Source organism: Streptomyces caatingaensis (genome assembly GCF_001187435.1).
Taxonomy (GTDB): Bacteria; Actinomycetota; Actinomycetes; order Streptomycetales; family Streptomycetaceae; genus Streptomyces; species Streptomyces caatingaensis.
The window spans coordinates 408,985-431,711 of the sequence record NZ_LFXA01000009.1 but is presented as its reverse complement, the minus strand read 5'-3'; the positions used below and the strand labels follow the sequence as shown (position 1 = coordinate 431,711).

The window sequence follows — 22,727 nt, the reverse complement described above, 5'->3', positions numbered from 1 at the left end:
GGGCGGGCGTCAGCCGTCGGGTGCGGTGGCCTCCGTCGCCCGTCCGTCCAGCCCCCAGGGGTGCGCCTCGGCCAGGAGCTCCTCCGGCCCGTCGCCGAGCCGGGCGGTGAGGACGAACCGGTGGGTTCCCCCGACGCGGCGCGGCTCGAACGCGACGTGGGCGAACCAGCCGCTCTCCGGCCCGCGTCCGGCCCTGCCGAGCCGGTCGAGCTCCGCCTCCGCGCGCGCCCACTCGGCGGGCGGCACGTACTGGCGCATCACCGAGTGCCAGACGACGGTGAGCGTGCCGGGCCGGAGCCGCGTGCCGGCCAGGAAGTCGGCGGCGCCCTGCCGCACCACCCGGGCGGGCACCTCGCGGGCGAGGGCCGTCGCGCCGGCGAGGCGCCCGGCCCGGTGGGGCACGTCGGGCCAGAGGTAGGCGCGCAGGGCGAGGGCGTCGCCGGGGTCGAGCGGGTCCAGCGGATCGACGTCGCAGCCGAGCCGTTCGACGACGCGCAGGGCGGGGATGCGGGCGGCGGCCGCCGCGATGCGCGGCGGCGGGGTGCCGCCGCGCCAGGCGCCGTCCAGGACGACGGGCGAGGCGGGGTCCCCCCACGCGAACCCGCCTTCCGGCGGCCCGCCCCGGATGCGGAAGCGGTCCGCCCGGAGGTTCAGCCCGGCGCTGGCGCCCAGCTCCAGCAGCCGCACGGGCGGCGGCCCGGGCAGGCCCAGGGCGTCGGTCACCACCAGCAGGCCGGCGATCAACTGGCTCGCCCGGCCTACCTCGTTCGTCTGCGGCGGGCGCCGCATCCACTCCGCCATGTGCTCCGGGTGCGCGGCGACGGCCGTGCGGAACGCCTCCCACGCGGCGTCCGGATCCCCCGCCTCCGCGTAGTGCGGGGCCAGGTCCGGCGCCTTCCCGAGCAGGACCAGCGCGTGCACCGCGCCCATCAGCCGGAGGCCCGCCGCGGCCGGTCCGGGCGCGCCCTCCAGCGGCGCGACCGCGTCGGCGCAGGGCCCGCCCGCGCGGACGTCGTCGGCGACCCGGGACAGCAGCGCCGCGTACAGCGGCGAGCCGAGCGCGGCGCAGGCACGGGCCTGGGTCTCGATGAGGCCGGCGGTACGGGCACGGGTCATGAGCGCCTCCGCGGGGTCAACGGACCTCCACCGTAGGCCCGTCGGCCCCGGGGCGGCGGTATGGGATCGATCACAGGCCCCGGCGCGGGCGCTCCGCGAGGTGGTCCCGCAGCCGTGCGTGCCGGAACTGGTGGACGCCGCCGGCCTGGCGGAGGACGCCGCGGCGGTGGGCGTCCTCCAGGAAGGCCATCGGCCGCCAGGGCAGCCGGCCGGCCAGGGCCAGGAGGGCGCACGCGAAGACGAACGCGCCCCAGGAGCGCCCCAGGACGACCACGGAGCCGCAGGCGAACCCGAAGGCGATGCCGAGCCCGTAGGCGAAGCCGGGGTCGTCGGCGGGCGGGAAGACGACGCCGCTCACGACGGCCCCGGCGAGACCGTAGACGACGCTGCCGAGACCGCCGTACGACAGGCGGCCCACGGCCCAGCCGGCCAGCGCTCCGGGGAGGACGAAGACGACGTTGACCACCAGGCCGCCGAAGAGCCGCAGTTCGGGCCAGATCGAGACCGACGGGTCCGTGTACGCGAAGACCGTTCCGAAGGTCAGGCCGAAGGAGAGCGCGAAGGACAGCCCCAGCATCAGCGCCGCCGTGCGGTCCTGCCGGAGCGTGAGCCCGGGGCTCGACACCTTCTTCGCGTCGGCGGGCACCCGCACCCACGCGTGCAGCCCCAGCGCCAGGGCGAACGGCAGGCCCAGCATCAGCGCGTCCGGGACGGGGACCTCGAAGCCGAAGCCGAGCCCGATCCCGAGCACGAAACCCACCACCGACCGGAGCAGGAACGGCGCCCGCGTCCCCCGGACACGGATCTCCACCCGCGTCGGCGGGCGGCACCGGGCGGTCGCCTGCACGAGGAATCCGGCCAGCGCGAACGGGACCGCGAAGACCAGCCCGATCACCGGCCCGCCCGCCGCGTCGCCGATCGCGCCGAACCCGACCCCCGAGGCGGTGCCGGACACCAGCCCCCGGACGCTCCCCGGCACGGCCGTCGCCACCTGCCACCAGGCGAAGTCCTGCGTCCGGTTCCGGTTCATGTGGCGCGCGGCGAACGCCAGCCACGCGCCCGCGCGTTCGGGATCGTAGCGCGCCGGGGCGGCGCGCCCCGCGCCCGGCGGCCGGGGGCGCGCCTCGTACGCCGCCGGCAGGAAGTCGCCCAGCAGACGCCCCTCGACGGCCTTCCGGTCCGGAAGGAGCAGCAGTTCCCCGGGGTCCTGCCCCGCCGGGGCGTAGACCGCCCGCGCCAGGGCCACCATGAGCGGGCTGGTCAGCGCGAGGGCCAGGGGTGTCTCCGGGTGGCGCGGGTCGGCGCGCAGCCGCGCCAGCACGTCCTGCCAGCGGCGGTCCGCGGGCGGCCGGTCGGCCGTGAGGAACTCCTCGGCCCGGTCGAGCCCGACCGGTTCCATCTCCACCACGGTCGCCCGCGTCAGGATCCGGCCGCTCCGGGCCACCGCCTCCTCGTACTCGGCCGCCAGACACGTCACCACCAGCCGGCCGTCCTCACCGCCCCGCGCCATGTCCAGCGCCCTGATCGCGAACGCGTGCAGATCCGAGGGGAGTTCGTCCAGCCCGTCCAGCATGAGCAGCACATGCCCGTCGGCGACCAGCCGGTCGGCCATGCCCCTGCCCCACTCCTTCCGGTCGGCCAGGAAGGGGTGCTCCTCGACCAGCCGGCGGGCCAGCCAGGTGTCCGGGTGCTCCCGGCGCGGATGCCACGAGGACGCCGTCATCAGCACCGGCACCGGGGCCGCCGGGTCGTACGCCTCCAGCAGGCCGAGCGTCAGCAGCATCATCGAGACGGTCTTGCCGGAGGCCCGCTCGCCCAGGATCACCAGCTGCTTGACCGGCAGTTCACGGAACGCCGCCACCAGATCGGCCACGTCGCCCCGCCGCCGGACCGCGCCCGCGCCCGCGCTCCGGGCCGCCACCGCCCGCTCCGTCCTGCGCCACCACAGCCGCAGCGGCGCCGGACTCTGCAGCCCCTGCGCCCGCGCCTCCTCCTGCCACTGCCGCCGCACCTCCTCCGCGAGCCGCCTCTTCACCCGGCTCAGCCGGTCCGGCGGCGGCGCGGCTCTCGCTCCCAGGTGGACGCTCCCGATCGTCCCGGCCTGAATCGCCGGCCCCCGGACGCTCCCACCCGAAATGTCGTTGCGCCACTGGGTCATCGCGCACCCCGTCCCGGCCGTCGCGTGCCCTCGCATGCCGTCGCGTGGCTGGAATCCAACCACGTGAACGCGCCGGTGCACCCCCGCCCGCCGGGGCGCACGGGCGCATCACGAGGGCGCACACGGGGCGGCCCCCTCATCCCTGTCCCACGCGGGCCCGGGCGTCCCGGACGGGCGCGCTGCGCCGAGCCCGTGACGCGCCCGGCGCCGCCCGCCCGGCGGTGTTCCCGGCCACCCGCCGGCGCCGGGCGCCCGTCCGGGACGGGCGGAGGCGGCACGAGGTCGCAGAAGACCGCGGCGAACCGCTACGCGTCGTACGTCAGGAACACCGCCCCGCTCTCCGTCACCACATGCTCGGACAGCGTCCACACGCGCGGCGCGAAGCCGGCCGAGGGGGCGAAGAGGGGGATGCCCGTGCCGGTGGTGAGGGGGCCGAGCTTGATGATCAGGCGGTCGATCTCCGGGTAGAGGGAGGCGGCCAGTTCGCCGCCGCCGATGAGCCAGATGTCCTTGCCGGGCTCCTGCTTGAGCTCGCGGGCCCTCACGACCGGGTCGGTGGCGACGAGTTCGACGGCGGGGGCCGGGGCCTCGGTGAGGGTCCGGGAGAAGACGAGGTGACGGAGGTGCGGGTACGCGTCCGGGACGCCGGCCCTGAGGCCGATCTCGTACGTACGGCGGCCCTCGACGACGGTGTCGAAGTGCGTGCCCTCGGCGGTGACGCCGAGGGCGGTACGGGCCTGGACCGGGAGGATTTCGGGGTATTCGGCGATCAGGTGCCGGATGTAGTCGGCGGGGACGGGCCAGAAGCCGTCGGGGCCGGTGGGGTCCGCGCCGTCCGGGCCCGCGATGTGGCCGTCGAGGGTGGTGGCGATGCAGTACACGAGCTTGCGCAAGGAGGCTCCTGGAAGCGGTTCCGGCCGATGGGCGCGATCATGATCGGCCACGGGGGAAGCTGACCTCAACCCTGCGGTTCTTGCGGCGGCCGTCCTCCGTGGAGTTGTCGGCGATGGCGTACTCCTCGCCGTAGCCCCGGATCTGGTAGGTGATCGCGGAGGAGCCGAGCTCGTGGGCGAGGCGGCGCTGGACGGCGTTGGCGCGGTCCTTGGAGAGGGCGATGCCGTGGTCGGCGGAGCCGAGGTTGTCGGTGAAGCCGAAGACGCGGACGGTGGTCGCCCGTTGCCTCCTCGCCTCGGCGGCGATCACGGCGATGCGCCGGTCGGCGGCCTTGCCCAGCTCGGAGCTGTCCTTCTCGAAGAGGATCTCGGTCTGGAGGGCGAAGGTCACGTCCACGTTGGTGTCCTCGCGGCGTTCCCCGCCGTCGCTGCCCGTCTCCACGACGGACTTGACGTCGAGGACGCGCCCGGGGGCGAGCCGAGCGCCCTTGCGCAGCCTGAGGCCGGGGGCGGTGGGGTCGAGGCGGACGGGCGGGGCGGTGTCGGCCGGGCCGCCGGGGCCGGAGGCGTACGCGGGCGGCGGGGCGGACGCGGCGAGGGCCGCGACGAGGACCAGGGCGGCGAGCGTCGGGCGGGTCCTCACCGGGTCACCCCGACAGCTTGATGCGGACGGAGGGCATGGTGGGGATCTGGAGATCGACGGCGGAGACGTCGGGGGGCGGAGCGGGGAACTGGGCGAAGAGCGGCCGGGATTCATCGGGTTTGATGTTCGTGAGTCCCGTGGTGCACAGGCATTCGCCGTCCGTGTCGCGCAGCACGAGGTAGCGCTTCTTGCTGCGGTCGTCGACGAGCGAGGCCCCCGATATCGCGGACCGCGACTTCACGCTCGTCTCCTTGGACCGCCATTCGAGCGCGTCGAAGACGGCTCTGCCGTGGTTGGTGACCGTCCCCTGGACGGTGACGAAGCCCCCGCCGTCACGGACGGCGGAACGAATCGTCACCACGACGTCGTTGGGCCCCTTCATCTCCGCGAGGGTCCCGCCGGAGGAGGAGTCCCCGGAGGCCGCGACCGGCTTCGAACCGCCGGTGCCCCCGCCCCCGTCGTCCTTGTCCCCGCCCTCGCCGCCGCATCCGGCCGCCGCCGCGGCCAGCGGGACCAGGAGGGCCATGGCCGCGAATCTCCGGTGCCCTGCGCTCATTGATCGCATTCCTTCGCTCGTCGGTCACTGGTCGGTGGCGGCAAGGCGGACGGCGAACAGGTCCTTGGCCTCGAGGAGGGGATCGATGTGGTCCGGATCGACGCGGAGTTCCCGGCCCTCGTCGCACAGGAGGCGGAGGGGGCCGGCTCCCGGTTCCGGCCGGCAGCGCGGTGCGAGGAGGGCCCTGGCCGACGCCTCCGCGTGGAGGTGCGCGGTGCCCGGTACGACGGACGTCCCGACGCTCTTCCGCGCGCGCACCGTCACGTCGAACGCGGTGGCGGCCCCCGGCCCCGCGGTGAACCGGCAGCCCCCGCCCGCCACTTCGGCGTCGTTGCGGCCCGCGAGCCGGTCCGCGTCCGCGCAGGCCGAGGCGGGCGCGTCACCGAGGCCCATGAGCCAGCGGCGCCCCGCGTCGGCGGTCCGTACGTCCCGCAGGAAGCCGGCGAACGCCTGGTCGCGGTAGCTCTGCGCGGCCGCGAGGGCGGACGCGTCGGCCGCGGACTGCGCGCCGTTCTTCGACGCCCCGGCCATGCCCACGGCGAAGACCGCGAGCGCGACGAACAGCAGGCCCGCGACGGCCACGACGTAGACGGGGAACGCCTGCCCGGCGTCCCGCGGGGCCCCGGACAGGGGTCCGCGCGGGATCAGGTGATCTTGTGGATCTGATCCATGATCGCCTTCGCGATCACCGTCCCGAAGTCCGTCGTCGTCAGCACCAGCACGATCGCCACCACCACCGCGATGATGCCCAGGTACTCCACCGAGGTCTGCCCCCGGTCGAGCAGCCGGTTCCGGAAGCCTCGTGCCCGGAAACGCTTCCCCATCCTCTTCCCTTCCGCGGGCGGCCGGTCGTTTGCCGTTCTGCGGGTGAGCCGCCGTACGCGCACGGTCACTCCTCGCACGGGAAACGTACGCCCAAACGGCAGGCGCGGAACAGTGCGCAGGCCTCACTTCTCCCCCGTCGCACGGAGGTTGGAATACCTCGCGCATCAGCCGTCGCACTCGTCGCACCTCCGTCCCGCGGGTCGAGGAGCCGCCTCCGGTCGACGACTGTCCCACAGCCGGTTGCAGAAGCGAAGAGTCTTCACACAACTCGCGCTTCGCCGCGCCGCGTTCGCTCACCGTCCCGTCACCGTCCCGAAGTCCACGGCCGAGCCGAGGAAGAAGCCGGCCACCATCAGCGCCAGCGTTCCCGGGACTATGAACGTCGTGATGATGACGGTCGCCTTGGGCACCGCGCGGGCGGCGCGGCGGCGCGCGTTCTGCGCGTCGGTACGGCGCATGTCGTTGGCGAGGTCCATGAGGGTGTCGACGATCGGCGAGCCGAGCTCCTCGCCCTGCTGGAGGGCGGAGACGAACTGCGCGACCTGCTCGGAGTCGTTGCGCCGGCGCAGGCCGTCGAACGCCTCGCGGCGGCTGACGCCCATGTCCATCTGGCGCAGGGCGATGCGCAGTTCGTCCGCCCACGGCCCCTCGTAGCGCTCCGCGACCCGGTCGAGGGCCTGCCGGAAGCTCAGCCCGGCGCTCACGACGACGGCGAGGACGTCGAGGAAGTCGGGGAGCGTGCGCTCGATCGCGACGCGCCGCTCGCGCACCGCCGCCCAGATGCCGACCTCGATCCAGAACAGCCCGAAGGCGACGAGCAGCGCGGCCACCAGCCACTGTCCCTTCGCCACCATCACCAGCGCGCCGCCGAAGCCCAGCGCGCCGTAGACCGCCCGGCGGGCCGCGTAGCGGTCCACGGTGAGGCCGCCGGGGTTCCCGGCGCGGTCGATGCGGGTGCGGACGCGCGCGACGCGCCGCTCGCCCATGAGGCGCAGGACGAGCGGGGCCCAGCGCATGCCGAGCCGGTCGACCGCCGAGCCGACGGCGGAGGCGCGGGTGGCCCCGACCTCCAGGGCGACCGCCAGGTCGGGCGGCACCTTGGCCCCGCCCCGGCAGAGGGCGGCGCCGTAGCAGACGCCGGCGACGGACACGGCGGCCAGCAGCGCGAGCAGCAGTCCCATTCGGTGAGCACCGCCTCAGACGTCGATGCGCGACATGCGCCGGATGAGGAAGAAGCCGATGCCGTAGAGCACGAACGCGCCGACGACGGCCAGTTGACCCGTCACCGTCCCGGTCATCCGGTCGATCGAACCGGGCGCGATGCGGTCCATGAGGAAGAGGGTGCCGATCCCCATCAGCGGGACGACGTACGCCGTGGCGGTCACCTGCGACAGCTGGGTACGCACCTCGCGCCGCGTCTCCTTCCGCTCCTCCAGCGTCTCGGTGAGGTTGCGCAGCGAGCGCACGACGGAGCCGCCGGCCCGGTTGGAGAGCACCAGGGTCGTGACGAGGACGACGAGTTCGCGGGAGGGAAGGCGTTCGGCGAGCTCGCCCAGGGCGTCCTCGACGGAGTGGCCGACGGCCAGCCGGTCGGCGACGGCGGCCAGTTCCTCGCCCGCCGGGGCGTCCATCTCCTCGGCGGCCATGCCCAGCGCGGTGCGCAGGGCGAGTCCGGCCTGGGTGGCGTTGGCGAGGATGCGGGAGAGTTCGGGGAGCTGGTTGATGAACTTCTCGATCCGCTTGCGGCGTTGCCGGCCCAGGAAGGCGGCCGCCGCCCAGACGGCCACGACGGCCGCGATCGGCCCGAAGAACGGGGCGAGGGCGAAGGCCGCCACCAGCCACAGGACGGCGGCCGCCGCCAGCGTCCACAGGGCGAAGTCGCCCGGCGTGACGGCGAGTCCGGTCGAGGCGATGCGGCGCTCCAGGCGGCGGCCGGGGCGGGTGCGGCGCAGGCGCCGGTCGAAGCGTGCGAAGGGGCGGGGGCGGGCGCCCCCTCCCCCGGGCCCGCCCCCGGCGTCACCGGGGCCGGTGAGGCGGTCCACCAGGGCGGCGTGCTGCTGCCGGCCGGCCAGCCAGCTCCGTACGCCGGCGACGGCCAGGGCGCCGCCGAGGAGGGTGAGGCCGAGGGTGAGGAGTGCGGGTTGGTCCATGGGTCCGGTCGCCTCGCTGCGTTCGGGTTGTCACGCGGCTGTCGTCAGGTGGGCTTCGGTCACGTGGGCTGTCGTCACATGGCTGTCGTCACGTGGGCTCGTCCTGTCCCCGGGCGGGGGCCGCGTGCCGGCCTCCCGCCGGTCGTACGGCGGGTACGGCGGCCTCCTGTGCGGCGGGGTGGGCCGCCGCCGGGAACGGCCCCGCGAACGCCTGCGGCACCGGCTCGTTCGCCAGCCGCAGCCGCTCGACCGCCCTCGCCGGGAGGGGCAGGTGCGCGAACGTCCCGCGGACGACCCGGTCCGGGCCCATGGGCTGGGCGTCGAACCGGACGACGGGGACGAGCCGGTACTCGGCGCCGGACGCGGAGGTGCCGTACGCGGAGGTGCCGTACGCGGGCGCGCCATTCGCCGACGGGCTGTGCGCCGACGTGCCGTACGCGGGCGCACCGCCCCCCGGGTCCAGCAGCGCCACCTCCGTGATCCGCCGTGAGCCGTCCGGCCCCCGGGTGAGCTGGACGACGCAGTCCACCGCGCTGTCGATCTGGTCGCGCAGCGCCTCGTACGGGATCTTCACCTCGGACATCGACGCGAGGGTGCGCATGCGCATCAGGGCGTCCTCGGCGGAGTTGGCGTGGACGGTGGCCAGCGAGCCGTCGTGCCCGGTCGACATCGCCTGGAGCATGTCGAGGGTCTCGCCGCCGCGCACCTCGCCGACGATGATGCGGTCGGGGCGCATGCGCAGGGAGTTGCGGACCAGGTCCCGGATCGTGATGCGGCCCTTGCCCTCGACGTTGGGGGGCCGCGCCTCCAGCCGGATCACGTGCCCCTGCTGGAGCTGGAGTTCGGCCGCGTCCTCGACGGTGATGATCCGCTCCCCCTCGGGGATCAGCCCCGAGAGGGCGTTGAGCAGGGTCGTCTTGCCGGAGCCCGTGGGGCCGGAGATCACGATGTTGAACTTGGCGCGGACCAGGGCGGCGAGGAGCATCAGCGTCGGCTCGTCCAGCGTGCCCGTGCCGATGAGTTCGCGCAGGGTGTAGACGCGCGGGAAGCGGCGGATGGTGAGGGTGGCGCCGTTGAGGGCGAGGGGCGGGATGATGACGTTGACGCGTTCGCCGCTGGGGAGGCGGGCGTCCACCATCGGGTGGGACTCGTCCACCCGCCGGTTGACCGTCGAGACGATGCGCTCGATGGTCTGCATCAGCTGCTCGTGCGAGGCGAACCGGACGGGGACGGGCTCGACGCGGCCCGCCCGTTCCACGAAGACGTGGTCGGGACCGTTCACCATGATCTCGGTGACGGTCGGGTCCTCCAACAGCGGCTCCAGGATGCCGAGTCCGAGGGCCTCGTCCACGACGCGGCGTACGAGCCGGTCGCGCTCGGCCGTCGACAGGACCGGCCCCTCCCGGCTGATGATGTGCCCGAGCACCCGCTCCAGCCGCCCGCGCCGCTCCCCGGCGGCGAGCGCCGACATCTCGGCGAGGTCGATCTCCTCCAGCAGCTTGGCCCGGTACACCGGCACGAGGTGGTCGGACTCCCGCCCGGCGACGGGGGATTCGGGGGTGACGATACGGGCTCGCAGGCTCACGGGGCGCCCCCGGGGGCCGCTGCCGGGGGCGCCGGGCACCGCATCGTCGCGTGCCGCGTCACGTGGAAGTCCGTACCCGGGACGATCCCGGGAACGCTGACCCCGACCGTCGCCGTGACCTCCCCGCCCCCGGCGCAGCCCGGCGCGTCCAGCGTGTCCGCGCGCTCGGCCACCCAGCCCGTCATGGCCTCACGCGCCGCGCCCGCCGGCGTGGTGCGCGGCTCGTCCAGGGTGGCCGTCCGCGCGGCGGCGCGAGCGCCCGTCCCCGCCTGCTGCGCCGCGAAGGCGGCGAGCCCGAGTTGTACGGCGACGAGGGCGACGAGGAGGAGGAGCGGGACGAAGCCGATGAACTCGACGGCCGCGGAGCCGCGTTCGGCCGCGGGGGGTGCGAGGGCGCCCCTGCCTCTCCCTTGGAGGGGGTACGGCCGGACGGGCTGATGCGGCCCGCCCGGGCGCACCCCCTCCAGGGGGGGCCGAGGACGGGTGGCGGAGCGGCGACCAGGGGGCGCAGACGGTCCAGGGGGCGAAGCCCCTGGTGGGGCGCAGGGGCGAAGCCCCGCCCGGGGTGCAGGGGGCGCAGCCCCCGGCGAGGCGCAGGGGCGGAGCCCCGCCCAGGGTCCAAGGGCCGAAGCCCCCGCTCCCGCGCGGGAGCGCGGTCCGGGGCCGGGGCGGAGCCCCGAAGAAACGGTGACATGGGGGTGCCCCCTCTGGGGGAGGGTCCGCGGCATTCTCAGTCCTCCCGCGCCACGCCCGCCGTCCCCGCCACCGGCCACGGCCAGTCCACCGCGTTCGGGACGAGCACCGGCACCTTCAGCCGCACGCCCGCGCGGTAGACCCCGCCCCGGGGACCGCAGTCGATCGCCCCCGCCCGCCACTCGTCCGGCAGATCGGCCCGCGCGGCCGCCGCGCAGTCGCGGCCCACCGCCCCCGCCCGGGCGCCCCGGTCGGCCGCGTGCCCCGCCAGCGAGTACGTGTAGCCGACGAGGACGCACTGCCAGACGACGGCGAGCGCCACGAGGATCATCGGGACGATGCCGGTGAACTCGACGGCGATCTGTCCCCGGTCGCCGCCGATCCGGCGCCGCAGGCGCGCGAACGGGGAGGCGACCGGCCGCAGTCGGCCGGCCCCGGTGTCCCCACCGGGCGGACCACCGGGCGGACCGCCGCGCCCTCCGCCACCGGGCCCCTCCCCGCCCGGCCCCAGCGCCCGGTGCCCGCCCGCCCGGCCGGCACCACCCCCCGGCCCCCCGGTCAGCCCCAGCTCCCCCGCCAGCGCCCACAGCGCCTGCCGCACCCCCGACTTCGCGTCGAGGTCCTGGATCCGCCCGGCGTCCACCACCGCCCGCAGCTCCTTGTACGCGGCGGGCACGGTCGTCCGCGCGGTCGTCGTGCCGGTCGTGCGGGCCACGAGGGACGGCTGTACCTCGGCGGTGCGGGTGTGCCGGTTCACGACGGTCATGGTGTCCTCCGCCTTGCGGATCTGGAGCCGGTCCCAGAGCCGGACCATGCGCTTGGCGGCCCGTACGGAGACCACGTCGGGCGTGGTGACCAGCAGGGCCAGGTCGGCCGTCTCGATGACGGCCGCCCCCGCGGCGGTGATCTGCGTCCCGCAGTCCACCACCACGAGCTCGTAACGGCGGCGCAGGGCGCCGGTGATCTGCCGGGCGGCCAGGTCGCCGACCTCCTCGCCTCGCTCGCCCTCGGCCGGGGCGAGGAGCAGCCCGAGGCCGGTGGGGTGCGGGAAGACCGCGTCCTGGAGGACACGGGGCGAGATGTCGGTGATCCCCGCCAGGTCCGCGACCGACCGCCGGAACCGCACGTCCAGGTACGACGCGACGTCCCCGGACTGGAGGTCGAGGTCGGCGAGGGCGACGTCCCGCCCGGCGGCGCGCGCGGCCAGCGCGAGCTGGACGGCGGTGACGGTCGTCCCGACGCCGCCCTTGGCGCCGACGACGGCGACGAGCCGCCCCTTGCCGGGCCCGGCGGACGGACCCGCGGCGCCGCCCGCCGGGCCGAGGTGGCGGCGCACCCCGTCGGCCCAGTGCGCGGCGGCCTGGACGCGGGCGGCGAGTTCGTCGTAGGAGGGCGGCAGCGCGGCGAGCCCCCGCGCGCCGCAGTCCATGGCGGCGGCGTAGAGCGCGGGCCCGGCGTCGGCGGAGAGCAGGACGACGCCGGTGGCGGGGAAGCGGAGGGCGACCTCCCAGACGAGTTCGAGCGCGGGCAGCGGCCCGAGCCGCTCGTGGACGAGGACGACCTCGGGCAGTCCGGCGGCGGAGGACGCACCGAGCACGGCGAGGGCGTCGAGGAGTTCGGCGGAGTCGCCCACGGTGCGCAGCGGTTCGGCGCCGGGGAGCTGGGCCAGGAGGGAGGCGAGGGCGTGCGCGGCCTCGGGGTCGGCGACGGCGGGGAGGATGCGGATCGTCATGGCCCGGCCCCTATTTGTCGCCGTCGAGGGTGTAGGTGCGGTCGGAGCCGCTGACGCCGGTGTCCCCGCCGGGGGCGACGAGGGCCAGCCGGACGTGGGTCGCGAACGACTCGGCGTAGGCGACGCGTTGGGCGTCCCTGGTGTCGAGGGCGAAGGTGATCGGCACGGCCTCGCCGGCCTGCCGGACGCCGCCGCCCCCGCCGCCCGCGCCGCTCCCGGCGCGCCGGTCCTGGCGGTCGAGCGGGGTGAGCCTCCCGACCTCGAGGACCTGGGCGCCGCTGACGATGACCTTGGAGACGGGCGGGGTGTTCTGCTCCTTGCCGTCCTTCCCGGCGGGGGCGGCGTTCCGGCCGTCGAAGGTGGCGTAGATGTTGACCCTGGCGCCGGGGGTGATCTTCCCGGCCACGCCCGTCGCGGCGTCGATCATGATGGCGATCTCCTGCTGCCCGGGGGCGAGCGCGGGCCGGTCGACGATCATGTCGCTCTGGAGCAGCGAGCCCTTGCGGAGCGGGGTCACGGCGATCTTGCCGCGGACGGCGGCGAGGTCGGTGACGGCGGTCGGCGGCAGCCAGCGCCTCGGCATCGCGATGCGTTCGAACGCGCCCTCGTCCAGGGTCCGGTAGGCGGGGACGTCGTCGCGGAGCCGGTAGGCGGTGACCTCGGGCCCGACCTTGGATGCGGCGTCGTCGACGACGACGAGCACCCCGGCGGCGGCACCGGCGGCGCACAGGACCGACAGGAGCAGGAGGATGATCCCGCGTCGCTGGCGTGAGTTCATGGGGCGGCGACCTCGCTGGGACGGTTCGGGGGTCGGTCGGTGACGGGTGGGGGATCAGCCGGGGGGCCGCCCGCCCCCGCCGGGTCTCCGCGCGGCGTTCACGCGGCCGCCGCCGTGACCGGGGCTGAGCAGAACCCGCAGCGGTCGCCGATGAGTTCGAGCCCGCACCAGTGGCACTCCTCGCGCCGTACGGACGCGATGAGCTGGTAGAGGACGGACGGGTCGGGGATCGCGGCGGCGAACTCGACGGCACGGTGGGTGCCCCACCAGCGGGCGGAGCCGCCGGGCAGCGGGGAGACCTCCTGGACGCCCTGGACCTGCCAGGCGGGGGCGAGGGTGCCGGTGACCCAGTCACCGTCGCGGCGGGGCCCGGCGCGGGCGACGGTCATCCGGGTCGGGTAGGCGGGCCCGGAGGGGAGTGCGTCCGCGCCGGGGCGGAAGAGGAGCGGCGCCGGGTTGACGAGGACCCCGAAGCGGACGCCGGGGAGGAGCGAGGCGACGTGCGGGCCGAGCCCGACCGGCACCCGGTCCAGCCGGGCCACGCTGGCGAGTTCGGCGCCGGCGTGGACGTAGTGGGCGAGCAGCCGGGCGGAGGAGGCGAGGACGCCGGGGCCGAGGTCGGAGAGGGACAGCTGGCGCAACTGGCGGGCCAGGACGCCGACGGCGAGCGGGGGCAGCCCGACGGGCAGCAGGGCGACCCGCTCGCTCTCCAGCAACGAGCGCACGGTGTGCAGCCGTTGGACGTACGGGGCGGGCAGCACGTCCGGATACAGGACGACGAGGTGGCCGCACTGGTCGAGCAGCAGGCCCGCCTGTGCCACGGCGGTCTCCAGCGGCTGCTCCTCCGGCGGGCGGAGGACGGCGGCGGTGGGGGCCGGGCCGTCGGGCGCGGGCAGCACCAGGTCGCCGCTGGTGACCGCTATCGCAATCGGCACGTCGGATTCCCCGTTCACTCCGGCCGTCGGGCACCCCGGCGGCCGTGGACCGTCACTGCCCGGCGCCCGTGCCCCGCCGGGCACCGGCCGCCTCCGCACTGTATCCGCGAACCTCCGCACTGTATCCACGAATGGAGCGGGTGAGAACAGTTCCTCCCGCGGTGGCCCCTCCGGGACCGCGAACCCTTGACGGACGGAATGGTCTGGACCATCCTCACGCTCCAAGCGGTGGCCGCCGCTTCCCCGCGATATCAGCGATACCCCCCACCCACGCGTTCAACTCACCCCCCACCGGAGGCAGTAGTGCATCGGCCCTGTCCACGTACCACCAGACACGCCTTCCTCGGCAGCTTCGCCGCGCTGGCCCTCGCCGCCGGCGGCGTCGCGGTCACCGCCCCCGCCCACGCGGCCGACCCGAACCTCGTCCGCAACGGCGGTTTCGAGAACGGCCTTTCCCCCTGGACCTGTTCGGCCGACAGCGGCACCGTCGCCGCGTCGCCCGCCCACACGGGTGCGGCCGCGCTCCGCGCCACGCCCGCCGGGCAGGACACCGCGCGCTGCTCGCAGACGGTCGCGGTCAAGCCCAACTCGGAGTACCGGCTGAGCGCCTGGGTACAGGGCTCGTACGTCTACCTCGGCGCGAGCGGCACCGGCACGACGGACGTCTCGACGTGGAGTCCGGGCACCGGCGCCGACTGGAAGCAGCTGACCACGTCCTTCACCACCGGTGCCGACACCAGGTCCGTCACGGTCTACACGCACGGCTGGTACGGCCAGGGCGCCTACTCGGCCGACGACGTCAGCCTCACCGGCCCCGGCGGCGACCCGACCGACCCGGGCGACCCCGTACCCGCCGCGCCCTCGGGGCTCGCGGCCGGCCGCACCACGTCCTCGTCCGTCGCCCTCTCCTGGACGCCGGCCACCGGCGCCACCGCCTACCGCGTCTACCAGGACGGCGCCAAGGTCCAGGAGGTCGCCGGCGCCTCGGCCACCGTCACGGGGCTCTCGCCCGCGACGAGTTACCGCTTCCAGGTGACGGCCGTCAACGCGGCGGGCGAGTCGCCGCGTTCGGCGGAGATCACCGCCACCACGACGGCGGGCGGCGGCGGACCGGCCGTCCCCAAGCACGCGGTCACCGGCTACTGGCAGAACTTCGACAACGGCGCGACGGTCCAGAAGATCAGCGACGTGTCCGACCAGTACGACATCATCGCCGTGGCCTTCGCCGACGCCACGACCACCCCCGGCGCCATCGGCTTCACCCTCGACCCGGCGCTGAAGTACGACGAGGCGCGCTTCAAGGCGGACATCGCCGCCAAGCACGCCGCCGGCAAGTCCGTCGTCCTCTCGGTCGGCGGCGAGCGCGGCACGATCAGCGTCAACGACCCGGCGTCCGCGAACAACTTCGCCGACAGCGCCTGGTCCCTCATGCAGAAGTACGGCTTCGACGGCGTCGACGTCGACCTGGAGAACGGGATCAACCCGACGTACATGACCCAGGCCCTGCGCGCCCTCTCCGCGAAGGCGGGCAGCAGGCTCGTCATCACCATGGCGCCGCAGACGATCGACATGCAGTCGACGTCGGCCGGCTACTTCAGGACGGCGCTCAACATCAAGGACATCCTGACCGTCGTCAACACCCAGTTCTACAACAGCGGTTCCATGAACGGCTGCGACGGCAAGGTCTACTCCCAGGGCACGGCCGACTTCCTGACCGCGCTCGCCTGCATCCAGCTCGAGGGCGGCCTCGACCCCTCACAGGTCGGCCTGGGCCTGCCCGCCTCGACGCGCGGCGCGGGCAGCGGCTACGTGTCCCCCTCGGTCGTCAACGACGCGCTGGACTGCCTCGCCAAGGGGACGTCCTGCGGGACGTTCAAGCCCGCCCGGACGTACCCCGGCCTCCGGGGCGCGATGACCTGGTCCACCAACTGGGACGCGGCGAACGGCAACGCGTGGTCCTCGGCGGTGGGACCGCACGTGCACGCGCTGCCGTAGCGGCCCGGCGAACGGGGGCCCGCCGTGCGGCGGGCCCCCCTTCCCTCACGGCTTCGGCAGCGCACACCCGGGCAGACTCAGATCGACCTTGTTGCCCTTGGCGACGCACTTGGCTATGCCGTACGTCTGCTCCGCGTAGTTGATGCCCTTCCGGACGGTGACGTTGCCGTTCTCGTCCACCTCGCACGGATTGTTCTCCGTGCAGCGCTCACCGCTCTCGTTGCCGGTGTTGTTGACGGCGACCACCTTGCCGGTGTTCACGTCGACCACCGGGGAGCCGGACGTCCCGCCGATCGTGTTGCAGGACGGCGTGTAGCGCAGCGAGTCCTTCCAGACCCAGTCGCCCTCGTGGAGTTCGTGGACGAAACCGTCCACGTTGCACGAGTAGATCTTCTTCCAGTAGCCCGAGACGACCTTGATGGCCGTCCCGGCGGAAGGCCGGTCGGCCGACAGGCCGAGCGCGTCGATCCGGTAGTTCTTCTTGATCTGCGCGTAGGTGGAGTTGAGCTGGTACAGCGTGACGTCGGTGTCCGTCATCGTCGCGTACGCCACCTTGCTCGCCCGCAGCGTCCCCGCCTTGCCCGCCGACGAGTTGAGCAGACTGAACGTCCTGGACGACGGCTGATCCACCACCACGTCCCCCGGCCCGGGCATCCCCGTCTCCAGGCAGTGGCCATTGGTCAGCACCAGCGCCGGATCGTCGTCCGCCGAGCCGGGCAGGCGTATCAGCGAGCCCGAGCAGTTGCTGAGGGCGACGGTACCGGCGAAGTCGACGGCCTTGGCGGTGGGGGTCTTGGCGGGGGACGCCTTGGCGGGGGCCTGGGCCGGGGCGGGGGCGGACGGGGCCGCGACGGCCGTCGCGGTACCGGCTCCGGTGAGCAGCAGCGTGGCGAGCGCGCCGACGAGAGGTCGTCTCATGGGGGGTGGTCCTCTCCGAGCAGGATTTGTCATGCGCATTGTTGGTACGGATGAGACCGAACGCAATCGATCAGGCGCATGAGACGGAGAAGTTGGCCGGAACCGTCCGGAGGGGGGCGGTTGTCCGGCCGGTGGGGGCTCTCATCGCTGAGGCCGGCGGCACACGACGCCGCCACCCGCGCCTACACCTCGTACTTCTCGTGGCCGATCCCACGCTCCCACACGGTCTCGAACGCGGAGGAGCGGAGCCTGACCACAGTCGGGGCCTCCGATCCGGCATCGGGCGGCGAGCCCCAATCGCCGTCGCCGGTGAACGAGTCGAAGCGCACCGCACGGGCGTCGATCAGCCAGAAGTCGTTGCCCGGCAGCGAGATATCCGATGCCGCGCGCCGTGGCGGCCAACGGACCTGCTCGCCCACCGCCACGTTGACCGACGTCAACGCATGTTCGTACCGGATGTAGTCGGTGACCGGCTCCGAGACGATCCGGGCGCGGCGCATCACCACACCTCGCCCGACTGTCTCGCGCACGAGCGACGTCCACCCCTCCCAGAAGTCCGAATCGGGGTCGATGTCGGCCTCACCGGTTCGCAGGAAGTGACCGAAGCCGCCCGCCTCGTCGGAAACGGCGTAGTTGTCCCGCATTTCGAGGTGGACAGCCGTGCGCCGAGCGGCACGGAGGAGTTCGGAGAAATGCGGCATGTCGTTCTGCGACATCACACGCCTCCCTCGGGATCGGAATGAACCTTGAACTCCTCGCACTCGGAGTGCGCGTCGCCACTCTCCCTCTAACACGGTTGCCCTCGGGCAGCCGGGGCAACGGCCACACTTCACGGCGTCCTCCCGGAGGCCGGTGGCCGTTGCTCCTCGCCGCTCCATGCGCGCGCCCGACGGGCCGACTCGGCGTACACCAGGGCGTTCGCCAGCGTCCGGGCGGTGGCCAGGGGCACCGTACCCAGGTAGACGTACGGCTCGCCGGAGAGGGAGGCGCGGCCGGTCAACTGGGGCCAGGAGTCGCGGTCTCCGACGGTGAGTCCCATGGTCTTGAGGACCTGTCCGAGCGTGAAGGCGACGTCGTCGGCCTTGCGCTTGCCCGCCATGAAGGCGTCCGCCTGCTGTGCTGCTGCTTCGGTTTCCGGGGTCATGGGGGGGACGGTAGAGACCGCCGGGTCCGGGCACCCAACGCATTGCAGGGGATTGCACACGACTTATCCGAGGGACCGGACGGCCGCTGTGATCAGCGGCCTGACCTTGGCTCCGTAGACGGCCTGCCGTTGCAGCTCGGCGAAGGCCCGCCCGTACAGGCGCGTGTCGTTGGGGGCGGAGAGCATGACGTCGGCCGTCAGGAGTTCGACGCCCGCCTGCTCCTCGTCAAAAATCATGAACGGCTCGATCGTCCACATCCGGCGCTGCGCGGTGAACGGGATGACGCCGAGGGAAACCCGGGGCAGGGACATGACCGTGAGCAGGTGGTCGAGCTGTCCAGCCATCGTGGCGACGTCCCCGATCCGGTATCGCAGGATGCCTTCCTCCAACAAAATTGAGAACCGGTGGTCACCCTCGCGGATCACCCGAGAGCGTGCCATCCGGGCCGTGACGGCCTCCTCGACGTCGTTGGGCAGATGCCGGAAGTCCGTGATGGCAGTCAGCAACGCCGTGGCGTATTCGGGTGTCTGGAGCAACCCGGGTACGACGTGCGAGCTATAGACGCGGAAGAGCTTGGTCCGCTCGTAAAGGGAGACGTAGGACTCCTGAAGCCTGCGGAGGCCGGTGCGCTGCATCCGGCGCCACTCCATGTACATGGAACTGGCCGTCCGTGACGCGGCGATGAGATCGGCAGCCTGGTCCTCCACGCCGCAGGCGGTACACCATGCCCGAAGGTCGGCATCCGAGGGCAGCGTCTTCAGGTTCTCGATCCGCGACGACTTGGAGGGGTGCCAACCGCACCGGAAAGCCAGCTCACGCCCAGTGAGCCCGGCGTCGAGACGGATTTCCCGCAGCCGCTCCGCGATGGTCTTACGGGCTTCCTGGACGCTGGAGGACGGAGAAGTGGGCATGAGCTGGTTCCAGGACTGTCCGGGTCAGACCCTGTACTCCGCGTGCGGGACCGCCCGCTCCCAGACCGTTTCGAACGCCGTGGCGCAGAGCTTCGCCACCACCGGGTCGTCGGTGAAGTCCTCGCCGACGTAGGCCCCGTTGCCGGAGAAGTGGCCGAAGCGAACGACACGTTCGTCGAAGAGCCAGAAGTCGTTGCCGGGGAGCGCGATATCGGATGCCCGACGACGGGGAAGCCAACGGACAAGTTCTCCGGCATCGACATTGAGTTGCGCACCTTCGTACTCGAACCGGATGTAGTCACTCACCGGTTCGGACACGATCCGGGCTCGTCGCATGACCACGCCCCGGCCCACCGTGCGCTCGACGAGGTCCAGCCACTCGCGCCGTCGCCCCATGCGGTCGTACCGACTGCTGTTGTCGCCGGCTTTCCATGCCGCGAAGTCGCTGTTCTCCTCGGCGACCCCGTAGGCGTCACGCATCTCCAGATGCACCGCTGAGTTCTTTGTCGAGCTGATCAACTCGTCGAAGTCTGCCGCGTTCAGCGACATCACACGCCTCATTGATGGCGGGGATCATACGGAACGGGATCCTCACCACCGCCTCGGTCTCCGGAATCGGCCCTGTTTCCCGGCACTTGGCCAAGGTCTCCTCGGAGGGTTTCCATCCTTGGAAGAGGATCTCCTCGGCTTCGTCCTCCACCCATGCTGTTGGACAGTCCCTGCCGTCGGTGGCGGGATCTTTCGCGGTGAACCGTAGCGCCACACTGACCTCCCGTATCGAGCCCTTGGGCTTGCAGACCATGGACTTCACAGCCGTGGCCGTCAAGAGGGCAACGGCAGAGAACCGAGCGTGCCGCCCCCGATACAGGACTGGCGTTCGGGGGAGTCAACTCCGGGCGGATGCCGCTTAGTCGCCGGTACGCTCAGCGAACACGAAACGGCCCCCACGTGTCTGCCAGGACACCGCAGGGGCCTACACCACCAAGGTCTAAAGCCAAAGGAAACCTGGGATGTTGCGCCATGCTACCGCGCCAGCCGGCAGATTCACCCAAGTACCGAACGACATCATCCGCCACCGCCGCCTCTCCCCCGACGCCGTACGCCTGCTCGTCCACCTCCTCTCCCTCCCCGACACAACCGCCTCATCCCAAACCCCCCGAACCGCCACCCATCCGAGCCCCACACCCGACGCCCCAGCAGCCCCGCGTCGACGGGATGCGCGAATGCCAGGGCGACCACACCCACCCGTACCTCTTCCGCCCGCTCGGCGACGGAGACCTGTGCCACGGCTGCCGTACCGAGCGCGCCGCGGAGGCCGCGCAGGGCGCCCGCGGCGCCGCGCGGTTCGGCGCCGCCGCGGTGAGGGCGGCCCTGCGGGGGTCCTAGCCCAGCACCGCCAGCGCGTCGATCTCCACCAACAGCCCGGCCGGGAGCCCCACGTACACCGTGGTACGGGCCGCGGGCACCGTGACACGCCCCGCGAAGTACGCGTCCCACACCTCGTTGAACTCGGCGAAGTGCGCCGTGTCCGTGAGGTAGACGCGGAGCATGACGACGTCCTCCCAGCTCGCGCCGCCCGCGTCCAGGACGGCGTGGACGTTGTCGAGCGTCTGCCGCACCTGTTCGGGGAGGCCGGGGCCGACCACGGCGGGGGTGGCGCCGGGGGCGGTGACGGGCAGGAAGCCGACCTGGCCGGCGACCTGGAGGACGTTGCCCTTGCGCACGCCGTGGGAGAAGAGGGCGGGCGGGGTGGTGTGCCCGGACGGGGTGACGGCGGTCTTCTCGGTCATCGTCGGTGTCCTTACTCTTCGTGTCGTCGTCATCGTGTCGTGGTCATCGCGCCGTCGTCCTCGCATGACGTCATCGTGTCGGCGTCATCACATCGACGTCATCGCGTCATCGCGTCATCGCGCCGGCTTCGCCGGCTTTCCCGAGAACTCCGCGCTGATCGCCTCGGCCGTCCCCCGCAACGCGGGGAGCAGCGCGAGCAGTTCGTCGGCGCTGACGACGACGTTGGGCGCGGAGAGCGAGCAGGCCGCGACGACGCGGCCGTCGGCGCCCCGGATGGGCGCGCCGACGCAGTTGATGGACTCCTCGTGGCCGCCGAAGTCGGTGGCCCAGCCGCGGTCGCGGACGACCGTCAGCTCGCGGAGGAAGGCGGCGGCGTTGGGCGTCGAACGCGCGGTGTACGCGGGGTAGTCGAGGCGCTCGGCGACCGCTCGCCGCTCCGCGTCCGGGAGGTCGGCCAGGAGGAGTTTCGCCACGGCGGCGACGGTGATGGCGACGGGCTTGCCGATGCGGGAGTACATCCGGACGGGGTAGCGGCTCTCGACCTTGTCGATGTAGACGACCTCGCCGTCCTCGTACACCGCGAGGTGCACCGTGTGCCCGCAGCGCTCGTTGAGCGCGACGAGGTGCGGGTGGGCGATCTCGCGGACGTCGAGGCTTTCGAACGCCTGCTGGGCGAGGGCGAAGAGGCGGGCGCCGAGGCGGTAGCGCTGGTCCTGCTGGCGGTAGACCATGCCGTGCGCGTGGAGGGTGCGCAGGAGCCGCAGTGCGGTGGACTTGTGGACACCGAGACGGGCGGCGACCTGTTCGAGGTTGGCGGGGCCCTCGGCGAGGAGGGGGAGGATGGTGAGGGCGCGGTCGACGGTCTGGCTCATGCGGTGCGCTCCTCCGGGGCGTTCGGTCCCTCGGCCCATCCGGGGCCGAGACGCAGTGTGCCCCACGCGGCGGGACCGAGGGCGGCGAGCCGGTCGGCGTGGGCGCGGGCGGGTGCGGGGTCGGGGAGGTCGCCGGGGCTGGTGAGGGCCGCGGCGGCGAGCAGGTGTCCGTACCGGAGCCGTGCGGGGAAGGGGAGTCGGCGCAGGGTGGCGGAGAGGAAGCCGGCGGCGAAGGCGTCCCCGGCGCCGACGGGGGCGACGAGCTCGACGGCGGGGGCGGGTTCGGCGACGACGAGCCCACCGGGGGCGTACGCGATGGCCTCGCGCGCCGCTCGTTTGACGACGAGCACGCCGGGTTCGGGCAGCGCGGCCCGGATGGCGGCGGCACCGCGCAGCCCCCAGGCCGCCTCCGCCTCGTCCTCCCCGACGAAGACGATGTCGCTGCGGCGGGCGAGTTCCAGGAGGACGGCGGGGCCTTCGGGGGCCGCGTGCCAGAGCCCCGGACGGTAGTTGACGTCGAAGGAGATGGCCGGGCGGCCGGGGCCGGGGGCGGTGAGGTCGCGCAGGAGCGCGAGGCAGCCCGCGGAGAGGGCCGCGGTGACACCGCTGAGGTGCAGGATGCGTCCGGACCAGGCGTCGGCGCGGTCGAGGAGGTCCGGGGAGAGGGCGGAGGCGGCCGACCCGGCGCGGTAGTAGGCGACTTGGGCGGCGGCGCGTTCGGCGGAGGTGCGGAAGTAGACGCCGGTGGGCCGGTGCGCGTCGCGGCGCGCGGCGGAGGTGTCCACGCCGTGTGCGGCGAGCGTGTCGAGGACGTGGGTGCCGAAGCCGTCCGTCCCGACGCGTCCGATCCAGCGCGTGCGGTGGCCCCAAGCGGCCAGGGCGCAGGCGACGTTCGACTCGGCCCCGCCGACGCCGCGGAGGAACGAGGACGCCTCGCCGAGCCCGTCGCGGCCGGGCGGGCGGAGGGCGATCATCGTCTCTCCGACGCAGGTGACGTCGGTGCCGCCGTCGGCCACGCGGCGCTCCTCCCT

General features: G+C 73.7%; 25 protein-coding genes. 2 read left to right on the top strand and 23 right to left on the bottom strand.

The annotated features are described in order from the left end of the window. Nucleotides 1-9 precede the first annotated feature (9 nt). The 14 genes from AC230_RS15235 to AC230_RS15170 all read right to left on the bottom strand — a co-directional run bounded on the left by AC230_RS15235 (nucleotide 10) and on the right by AC230_RS15170 (nucleotide 14,064). Nucleotides 10-1,116 carry a DUF2332 domain-containing protein gene (locus AC230_RS15235; protein ID WP_049716710.1) on the bottom strand — a complete coding sequence of 369 codons (1,107 nt, stop codon included), beginning with the start codon at nucleotides 1,114-1,116 and terminating at the stop codon, nucleotides 10-12. 70 nt (nucleotides 1,117-1,186) lie between these two features. Beyond that, complete coding sequence (locus tag AC230_RS15230) at nucleotides 1,187-3,274, bottom strand: NACHT domain-containing protein (protein ID WP_157868581.1); 2,088 nt, start codon at nucleotides 3,272-3,274, stop codon at nucleotides 1,187-1,189. A 305-nt stretch (nucleotides 3,275-3,579) separates the two neighbouring features. Beyond that, nucleotides 3,580-4,167 carry a dihydrofolate reductase family protein gene (locus AC230_RS15225; RefSeq protein WP_049716708.1) on the bottom strand — a complete coding sequence of 196 codons (588 nt, stop codon included), beginning with the start codon at nucleotides 4,165-4,167 and terminating at the stop codon, nucleotides 3,580-3,582. A 37-nt stretch (nucleotides 4,168-4,204) separates the two neighbouring features. After that, nucleotides 4,205-4,810 carry an OmpA family protein gene (locus tag AC230_RS15220; protein WP_049716707.1) on the bottom strand — a complete coding sequence of 202 codons (606 nt, stop codon included), beginning with the start codon at nucleotides 4,808-4,810 and terminating at the stop codon, nucleotides 4,205-4,207. A 4-nt stretch (nucleotides 4,811-4,814) separates the two neighbouring features. Continuing rightward, entirely contained in the window at nucleotides 4,815-5,366 is a 552-nt protein-coding gene (locus AC230_RS15215) for a hypothetical protein (RefSeq protein ID WP_049716706.1), read from the bottom strand. A gap of 24 nt (nucleotides 5,367-5,390) precedes the next feature. After that, on the bottom strand, nucleotides 5,391-5,948 hold the full coding sequence (locus tag AC230_RS33755) for a pilus assembly protein TadG-related protein (protein WP_049716705.1): 558 nt from the start codon (nucleotides 5,946-5,948) through the stop codon (nucleotides 5,391-5,393). A gap of 62 nt (nucleotides 5,949-6,010) precedes the next feature. Further along, complete coding sequence (locus tag AC230_RS33750; protein ID WP_049716704.1) at nucleotides 6,011-6,190, bottom strand: membrane protein; 180 nt, start codon at nucleotides 6,188-6,190, stop codon at nucleotides 6,011-6,013. Between the two features lie 294 nt (nucleotides 6,191-6,484). Beyond that, nucleotides 6,485-7,372 carry a DUF5936 domain-containing protein gene (locus AC230_RS15200; RefSeq protein WP_049716703.1) on the bottom strand — a complete coding sequence of 296 codons (888 nt, stop codon included), beginning with the start codon at nucleotides 7,370-7,372 and terminating at the stop codon, nucleotides 6,485-6,487. 15 nt (nucleotides 7,373-7,387) lie between these two features. After that, nucleotides 7,388-8,341: a type II secretion system F family protein gene (locus tag AC230_RS15195; protein ID WP_049716702.1), complete on the bottom strand. Its 954-nt coding sequence runs from the start codon at nucleotides 8,339-8,341 to the stop codon at nucleotides 7,388-7,390. A gap of 88 nt (nucleotides 8,342-8,429) precedes the next feature. Beyond that, entirely contained in the window at nucleotides 8,430-9,926 is a 1,497-nt protein-coding gene (locus AC230_RS15190; protein ID WP_078871307.1) for a TadA family conjugal transfer-associated ATPase, read from the bottom strand. Beyond that, nucleotides 9,923-10,384: a TadE/TadG family type IV pilus assembly protein gene (locus tag AC230_RS33745; RefSeq protein WP_049716701.1), complete on the bottom strand. Its 462-nt coding sequence runs from the start codon at nucleotides 10,382-10,384 to the stop codon at nucleotides 9,923-9,925. The genes AC230_RS15190 and AC230_RS33745 overlap by 4 nt, the downstream gene beginning before the upstream one ends. 272 nt (nucleotides 10,385-10,656) lie before the next feature. After that, entirely contained in the window at nucleotides 10,657-12,351 is a 1,695-nt protein-coding gene (locus AC230_RS15180; RefSeq protein ID WP_049716700.1) for a CpaE/TadZ family protein, read from the bottom strand. Nucleotides 12,352-12,361: 10 nt separating this feature from the next. Next, nucleotides 12,362-13,129, bottom strand: coding sequence for a Flp pilus assembly protein CpaB (cpaB, locus tag AC230_RS15175; protein WP_049716699.1), 768 nt, complete (start codon nucleotides 13,127-13,129; stop codon nucleotides 12,362-12,364). A 98-nt stretch (nucleotides 13,130-13,227) separates the two neighbouring features. Continuing rightward, a complete protein-coding gene (locus AC230_RS15170; RefSeq protein WP_049716698.1) occupies nucleotides 13,228-14,064 on the bottom strand; it encodes a hypothetical protein in 837 nt (278 codons plus the stop codon). Between the two features lie 198 nt (nucleotides 14,065-14,262). Here AC230_RS15170 and AC230_RS15165 point away from each other — a divergent pair, with 198 nt between their 5' ends. Further along, the gene (locus AC230_RS15165) at nucleotides 14,263-16,059 is read left to right on the top strand and encodes a chitinase (RefSeq protein ID WP_078871263.1); all 1,797 of its coding nucleotides are present in this window, start codon (nucleotides 14,263-14,265) and stop codon (nucleotides 16,057-16,059) included. A gap of 45 nt (nucleotides 16,060-16,104) precedes the next feature. Here the strand turns inward: AC230_RS15165 and AC230_RS15160 are convergent, their stop codons facing one another. The 6 genes from AC230_RS15160 to AC230_RS31130 form a co-directional block, all read right to left on the bottom strand. Beyond that, the gene (locus tag AC230_RS15160) at nucleotides 16,105-16,977 is read right to left on the bottom strand and encodes a trypsin-like serine peptidase (protein WP_049716696.1); all 873 of its coding nucleotides are present in this window, start codon (nucleotides 16,975-16,977) and stop codon (nucleotides 16,105-16,107) included. Between the two features lie 182 nt (nucleotides 16,978-17,159). Next, nucleotides 17,160-17,693, bottom strand: coding sequence for a DUF6879 family protein (locus AC230_RS15155; RefSeq protein WP_049716695.1), 534 nt, complete (start codon nucleotides 17,691-17,693; stop codon nucleotides 17,160-17,162). A gap of 113 nt (nucleotides 17,694-17,806) precedes the next feature. Continuing rightward, nucleotides 17,807-18,121 (bottom strand): hypothetical protein, encoded by a 315-nt coding sequence (locus AC230_RS15150; RefSeq protein WP_157868580.1) that lies wholly within the window; start codon nucleotides 18,119-18,121, stop codon nucleotides 17,807-17,809. Nucleotides 18,122-18,184: 63 nt separating this feature from the next. Continuing rightward, on the bottom strand, nucleotides 18,185-19,033 hold the full coding sequence (locus AC230_RS15145) for a helix-turn-helix domain-containing protein (RefSeq protein WP_049716693.1): 849 nt from the start codon (nucleotides 19,031-19,033) through the stop codon (nucleotides 18,185-18,187). Nucleotides 19,034-19,057: 24 nt separating this feature from the next. Then, on the bottom strand, nucleotides 19,058-19,582 hold the full coding sequence (locus AC230_RS15140; protein WP_049716692.1) for a DUF6879 family protein: 525 nt from the start codon (nucleotides 19,580-19,582) through the stop codon (nucleotides 19,058-19,060). Beyond that, nucleotides 19,506-19,859, bottom strand: a complete 354-nt coding sequence (locus AC230_RS31130) for a hypothetical protein (RefSeq protein WP_338399797.1) — start codon at nucleotides 19,857-19,859, stop codon at nucleotides 19,506-19,508. The genes AC230_RS15140 and AC230_RS31130 overlap by 77 nt, the downstream gene beginning before the upstream one ends. Before the next feature lie 389 nt (nucleotides 19,860-20,248). On the opposite strand from AC230_RS31130, the gene AC230_RS32585 reads away from it, so the two are divergent. Further along, nucleotides 20,249-20,419, top strand: a complete 171-nt coding sequence (locus AC230_RS32585; protein WP_157868579.1) for a hypothetical protein — start codon at nucleotides 20,249-20,251, stop codon at nucleotides 20,417-20,419. Here AC230_RS32585 and AC230_RS15135 read toward each other — a convergent pair. The 3 genes from AC230_RS15135 to AC230_RS15125 all read right to left on the bottom strand — a co-directional run bounded on the left by AC230_RS15135 (nucleotide 20,416) and on the right by AC230_RS15125 (nucleotide 22,670). Next, nucleotides 20,416-20,823 (bottom strand): RidA family protein, encoded by a 408-nt coding sequence (locus AC230_RS15135; protein ID WP_049716691.1) that lies wholly within the window; start codon nucleotides 20,821-20,823, stop codon nucleotides 20,416-20,418. The genes AC230_RS32585 and AC230_RS15135 overlap by 4 nt on opposite strands. Nucleotides 20,824-20,937: 114 nt before the next feature. Next, nucleotides 20,938-21,696 carry an IclR family transcriptional regulator gene (locus AC230_RS15130; RefSeq protein ID WP_049716690.1) on the bottom strand — a complete coding sequence of 253 codons (759 nt, stop codon included), beginning with the start codon at nucleotides 21,694-21,696 and terminating at the stop codon, nucleotides 20,938-20,940. Further along, nucleotides 21,693-22,670: a sugar kinase gene (locus tag AC230_RS15125; RefSeq protein ID WP_078871305.1), complete on the bottom strand. Its 978-nt coding sequence runs from the start codon at nucleotides 22,668-22,670 to the stop codon at nucleotides 21,693-21,695. The genes AC230_RS15130 and AC230_RS15125 overlap by 4 nt, the downstream gene beginning before the upstream one ends. Nucleotides 22,671-22,727 lie beyond the last annotated feature (57 nt).

What these genes read in the sequence shown, in the direction of transcription:
- AC230_RS15165 (WP_078871263.1), top strand. Translation starts at nt 14,263, where the DNA reads ATGGTCTGGACCATCCTCACGCTCCAAGCGGTGGCCGCCGCTTCCCCG.
- AC230_RS15180 (WP_049716700.1), bottom strand. Translation starts at nt 12,351, where the DNA reads ATGACGATCCGCATCCTCCCCGCCGTCGCCGACCCCGAGGCCGCGCAC.
- AC230_RS32585 (WP_157868579.1), top strand. Translation starts at nt 20,249, where the DNA reads ATGCGCGAATGCCAGGGCGACCACACCCACCCGTACCTCTTCCGCCCG.
- AC230_RS15200 (WP_049716703.1), bottom strand. Translation starts at nt 7,372, where the DNA reads ATGGGACTGCTGCTCGCGCTGCTGGCCGCCGTGTCCGTCGCCGGCGTC.
- AC230_RS15145 (WP_049716693.1), bottom strand. Translation starts at nt 19,033, where the DNA reads ATGCCCACTTCTCCGTCCTCCAGCGTCCAGGAAGCCCGTAAGACCATC.
- AC230_RS15155 (WP_049716695.1), bottom strand. Translation starts at nt 17,693, where the DNA reads ATGTCGCAGAACGACATGCCGCATTTCTCCGAACTCCTCCGTGCCGCT.
- AC230_RS15135 (WP_049716691.1), bottom strand. Translation starts at nt 20,823, where the DNA reads ATGACCGAGAAGACCGCCGTCACCCCGTCCGGGCACACCACCCCGCCC.
- AC230_RS15235 (WP_049716710.1), bottom strand. Translation starts at nt 1,116, where the DNA reads ATGACCCGTGCCCGTACCGCCGGCCTCATCGAGACCCAGGCCCGTGCC.
- AC230_RS33750 (WP_049716704.1), bottom strand. Translation starts at nt 6,190, where the DNA reads ATGGGGAAGCGTTTCCGGGCACGAGGCTTCCGGAACCGGCTGCTCGAC.
- AC230_RS15130 (WP_049716690.1), bottom strand. Translation starts at nt 21,696, where the DNA reads ATGAGCCAGACCGTCGACCGCGCCCTCACCATCCTCCCCCTCCTCGCC.
- cpaB (WP_049716699.1), bottom strand. Translation starts at nt 13,129, where the DNA reads ATGAACTCACGCCAGCGACGCGGGATCATCCTCCTGCTCCTGTCGGTC.
- AC230_RS15140 (WP_049716692.1), bottom strand. Translation starts at nt 19,582, where the DNA reads ATGTCGCTGAACGCGGCAGACTTCGACGAGTTGATCAGCTCGACAAAG.
- AC230_RS15125 (WP_078871305.1), bottom strand. Translation starts at nt 22,670, where the DNA reads ATGATCGCCCTCCGCCCGCCCGGCCGCGACGGGCTCGGCGAGGCGTCC.
- AC230_RS15230 (WP_157868581.1), bottom strand. Translation starts at nt 3,274, where the DNA reads ATGACCCAGTGGCGCAACGACATTTCGGGTGGGAGCGTCCGGGGGCCG.
- AC230_RS15150 (WP_157868580.1), bottom strand. Translation starts at nt 18,121, where the DNA reads ATGACCCCGGAAACCGAAGCAGCAGCACAGCAGGCGGACGCCTTCATG.
- AC230_RS15160 (WP_049716696.1), bottom strand. Translation starts at nt 16,977, where the DNA reads ATGAGACGACCTCTCGTCGGCGCGCTCGCCACGCTGCTGCTCACCGGA.
- AC230_RS15215 (WP_049716706.1), bottom strand. Translation starts at nt 5,366, where the DNA reads ATGAGCGCAGGGCACCGGAGATTCGCGGCCATGGCCCTCCTGGTCCCG.
- AC230_RS15195 (WP_049716702.1), bottom strand. Translation starts at nt 8,341, where the DNA reads ATGGACCAACCCGCACTCCTCACCCTCGGCCTCACCCTCCTCGGCGGC.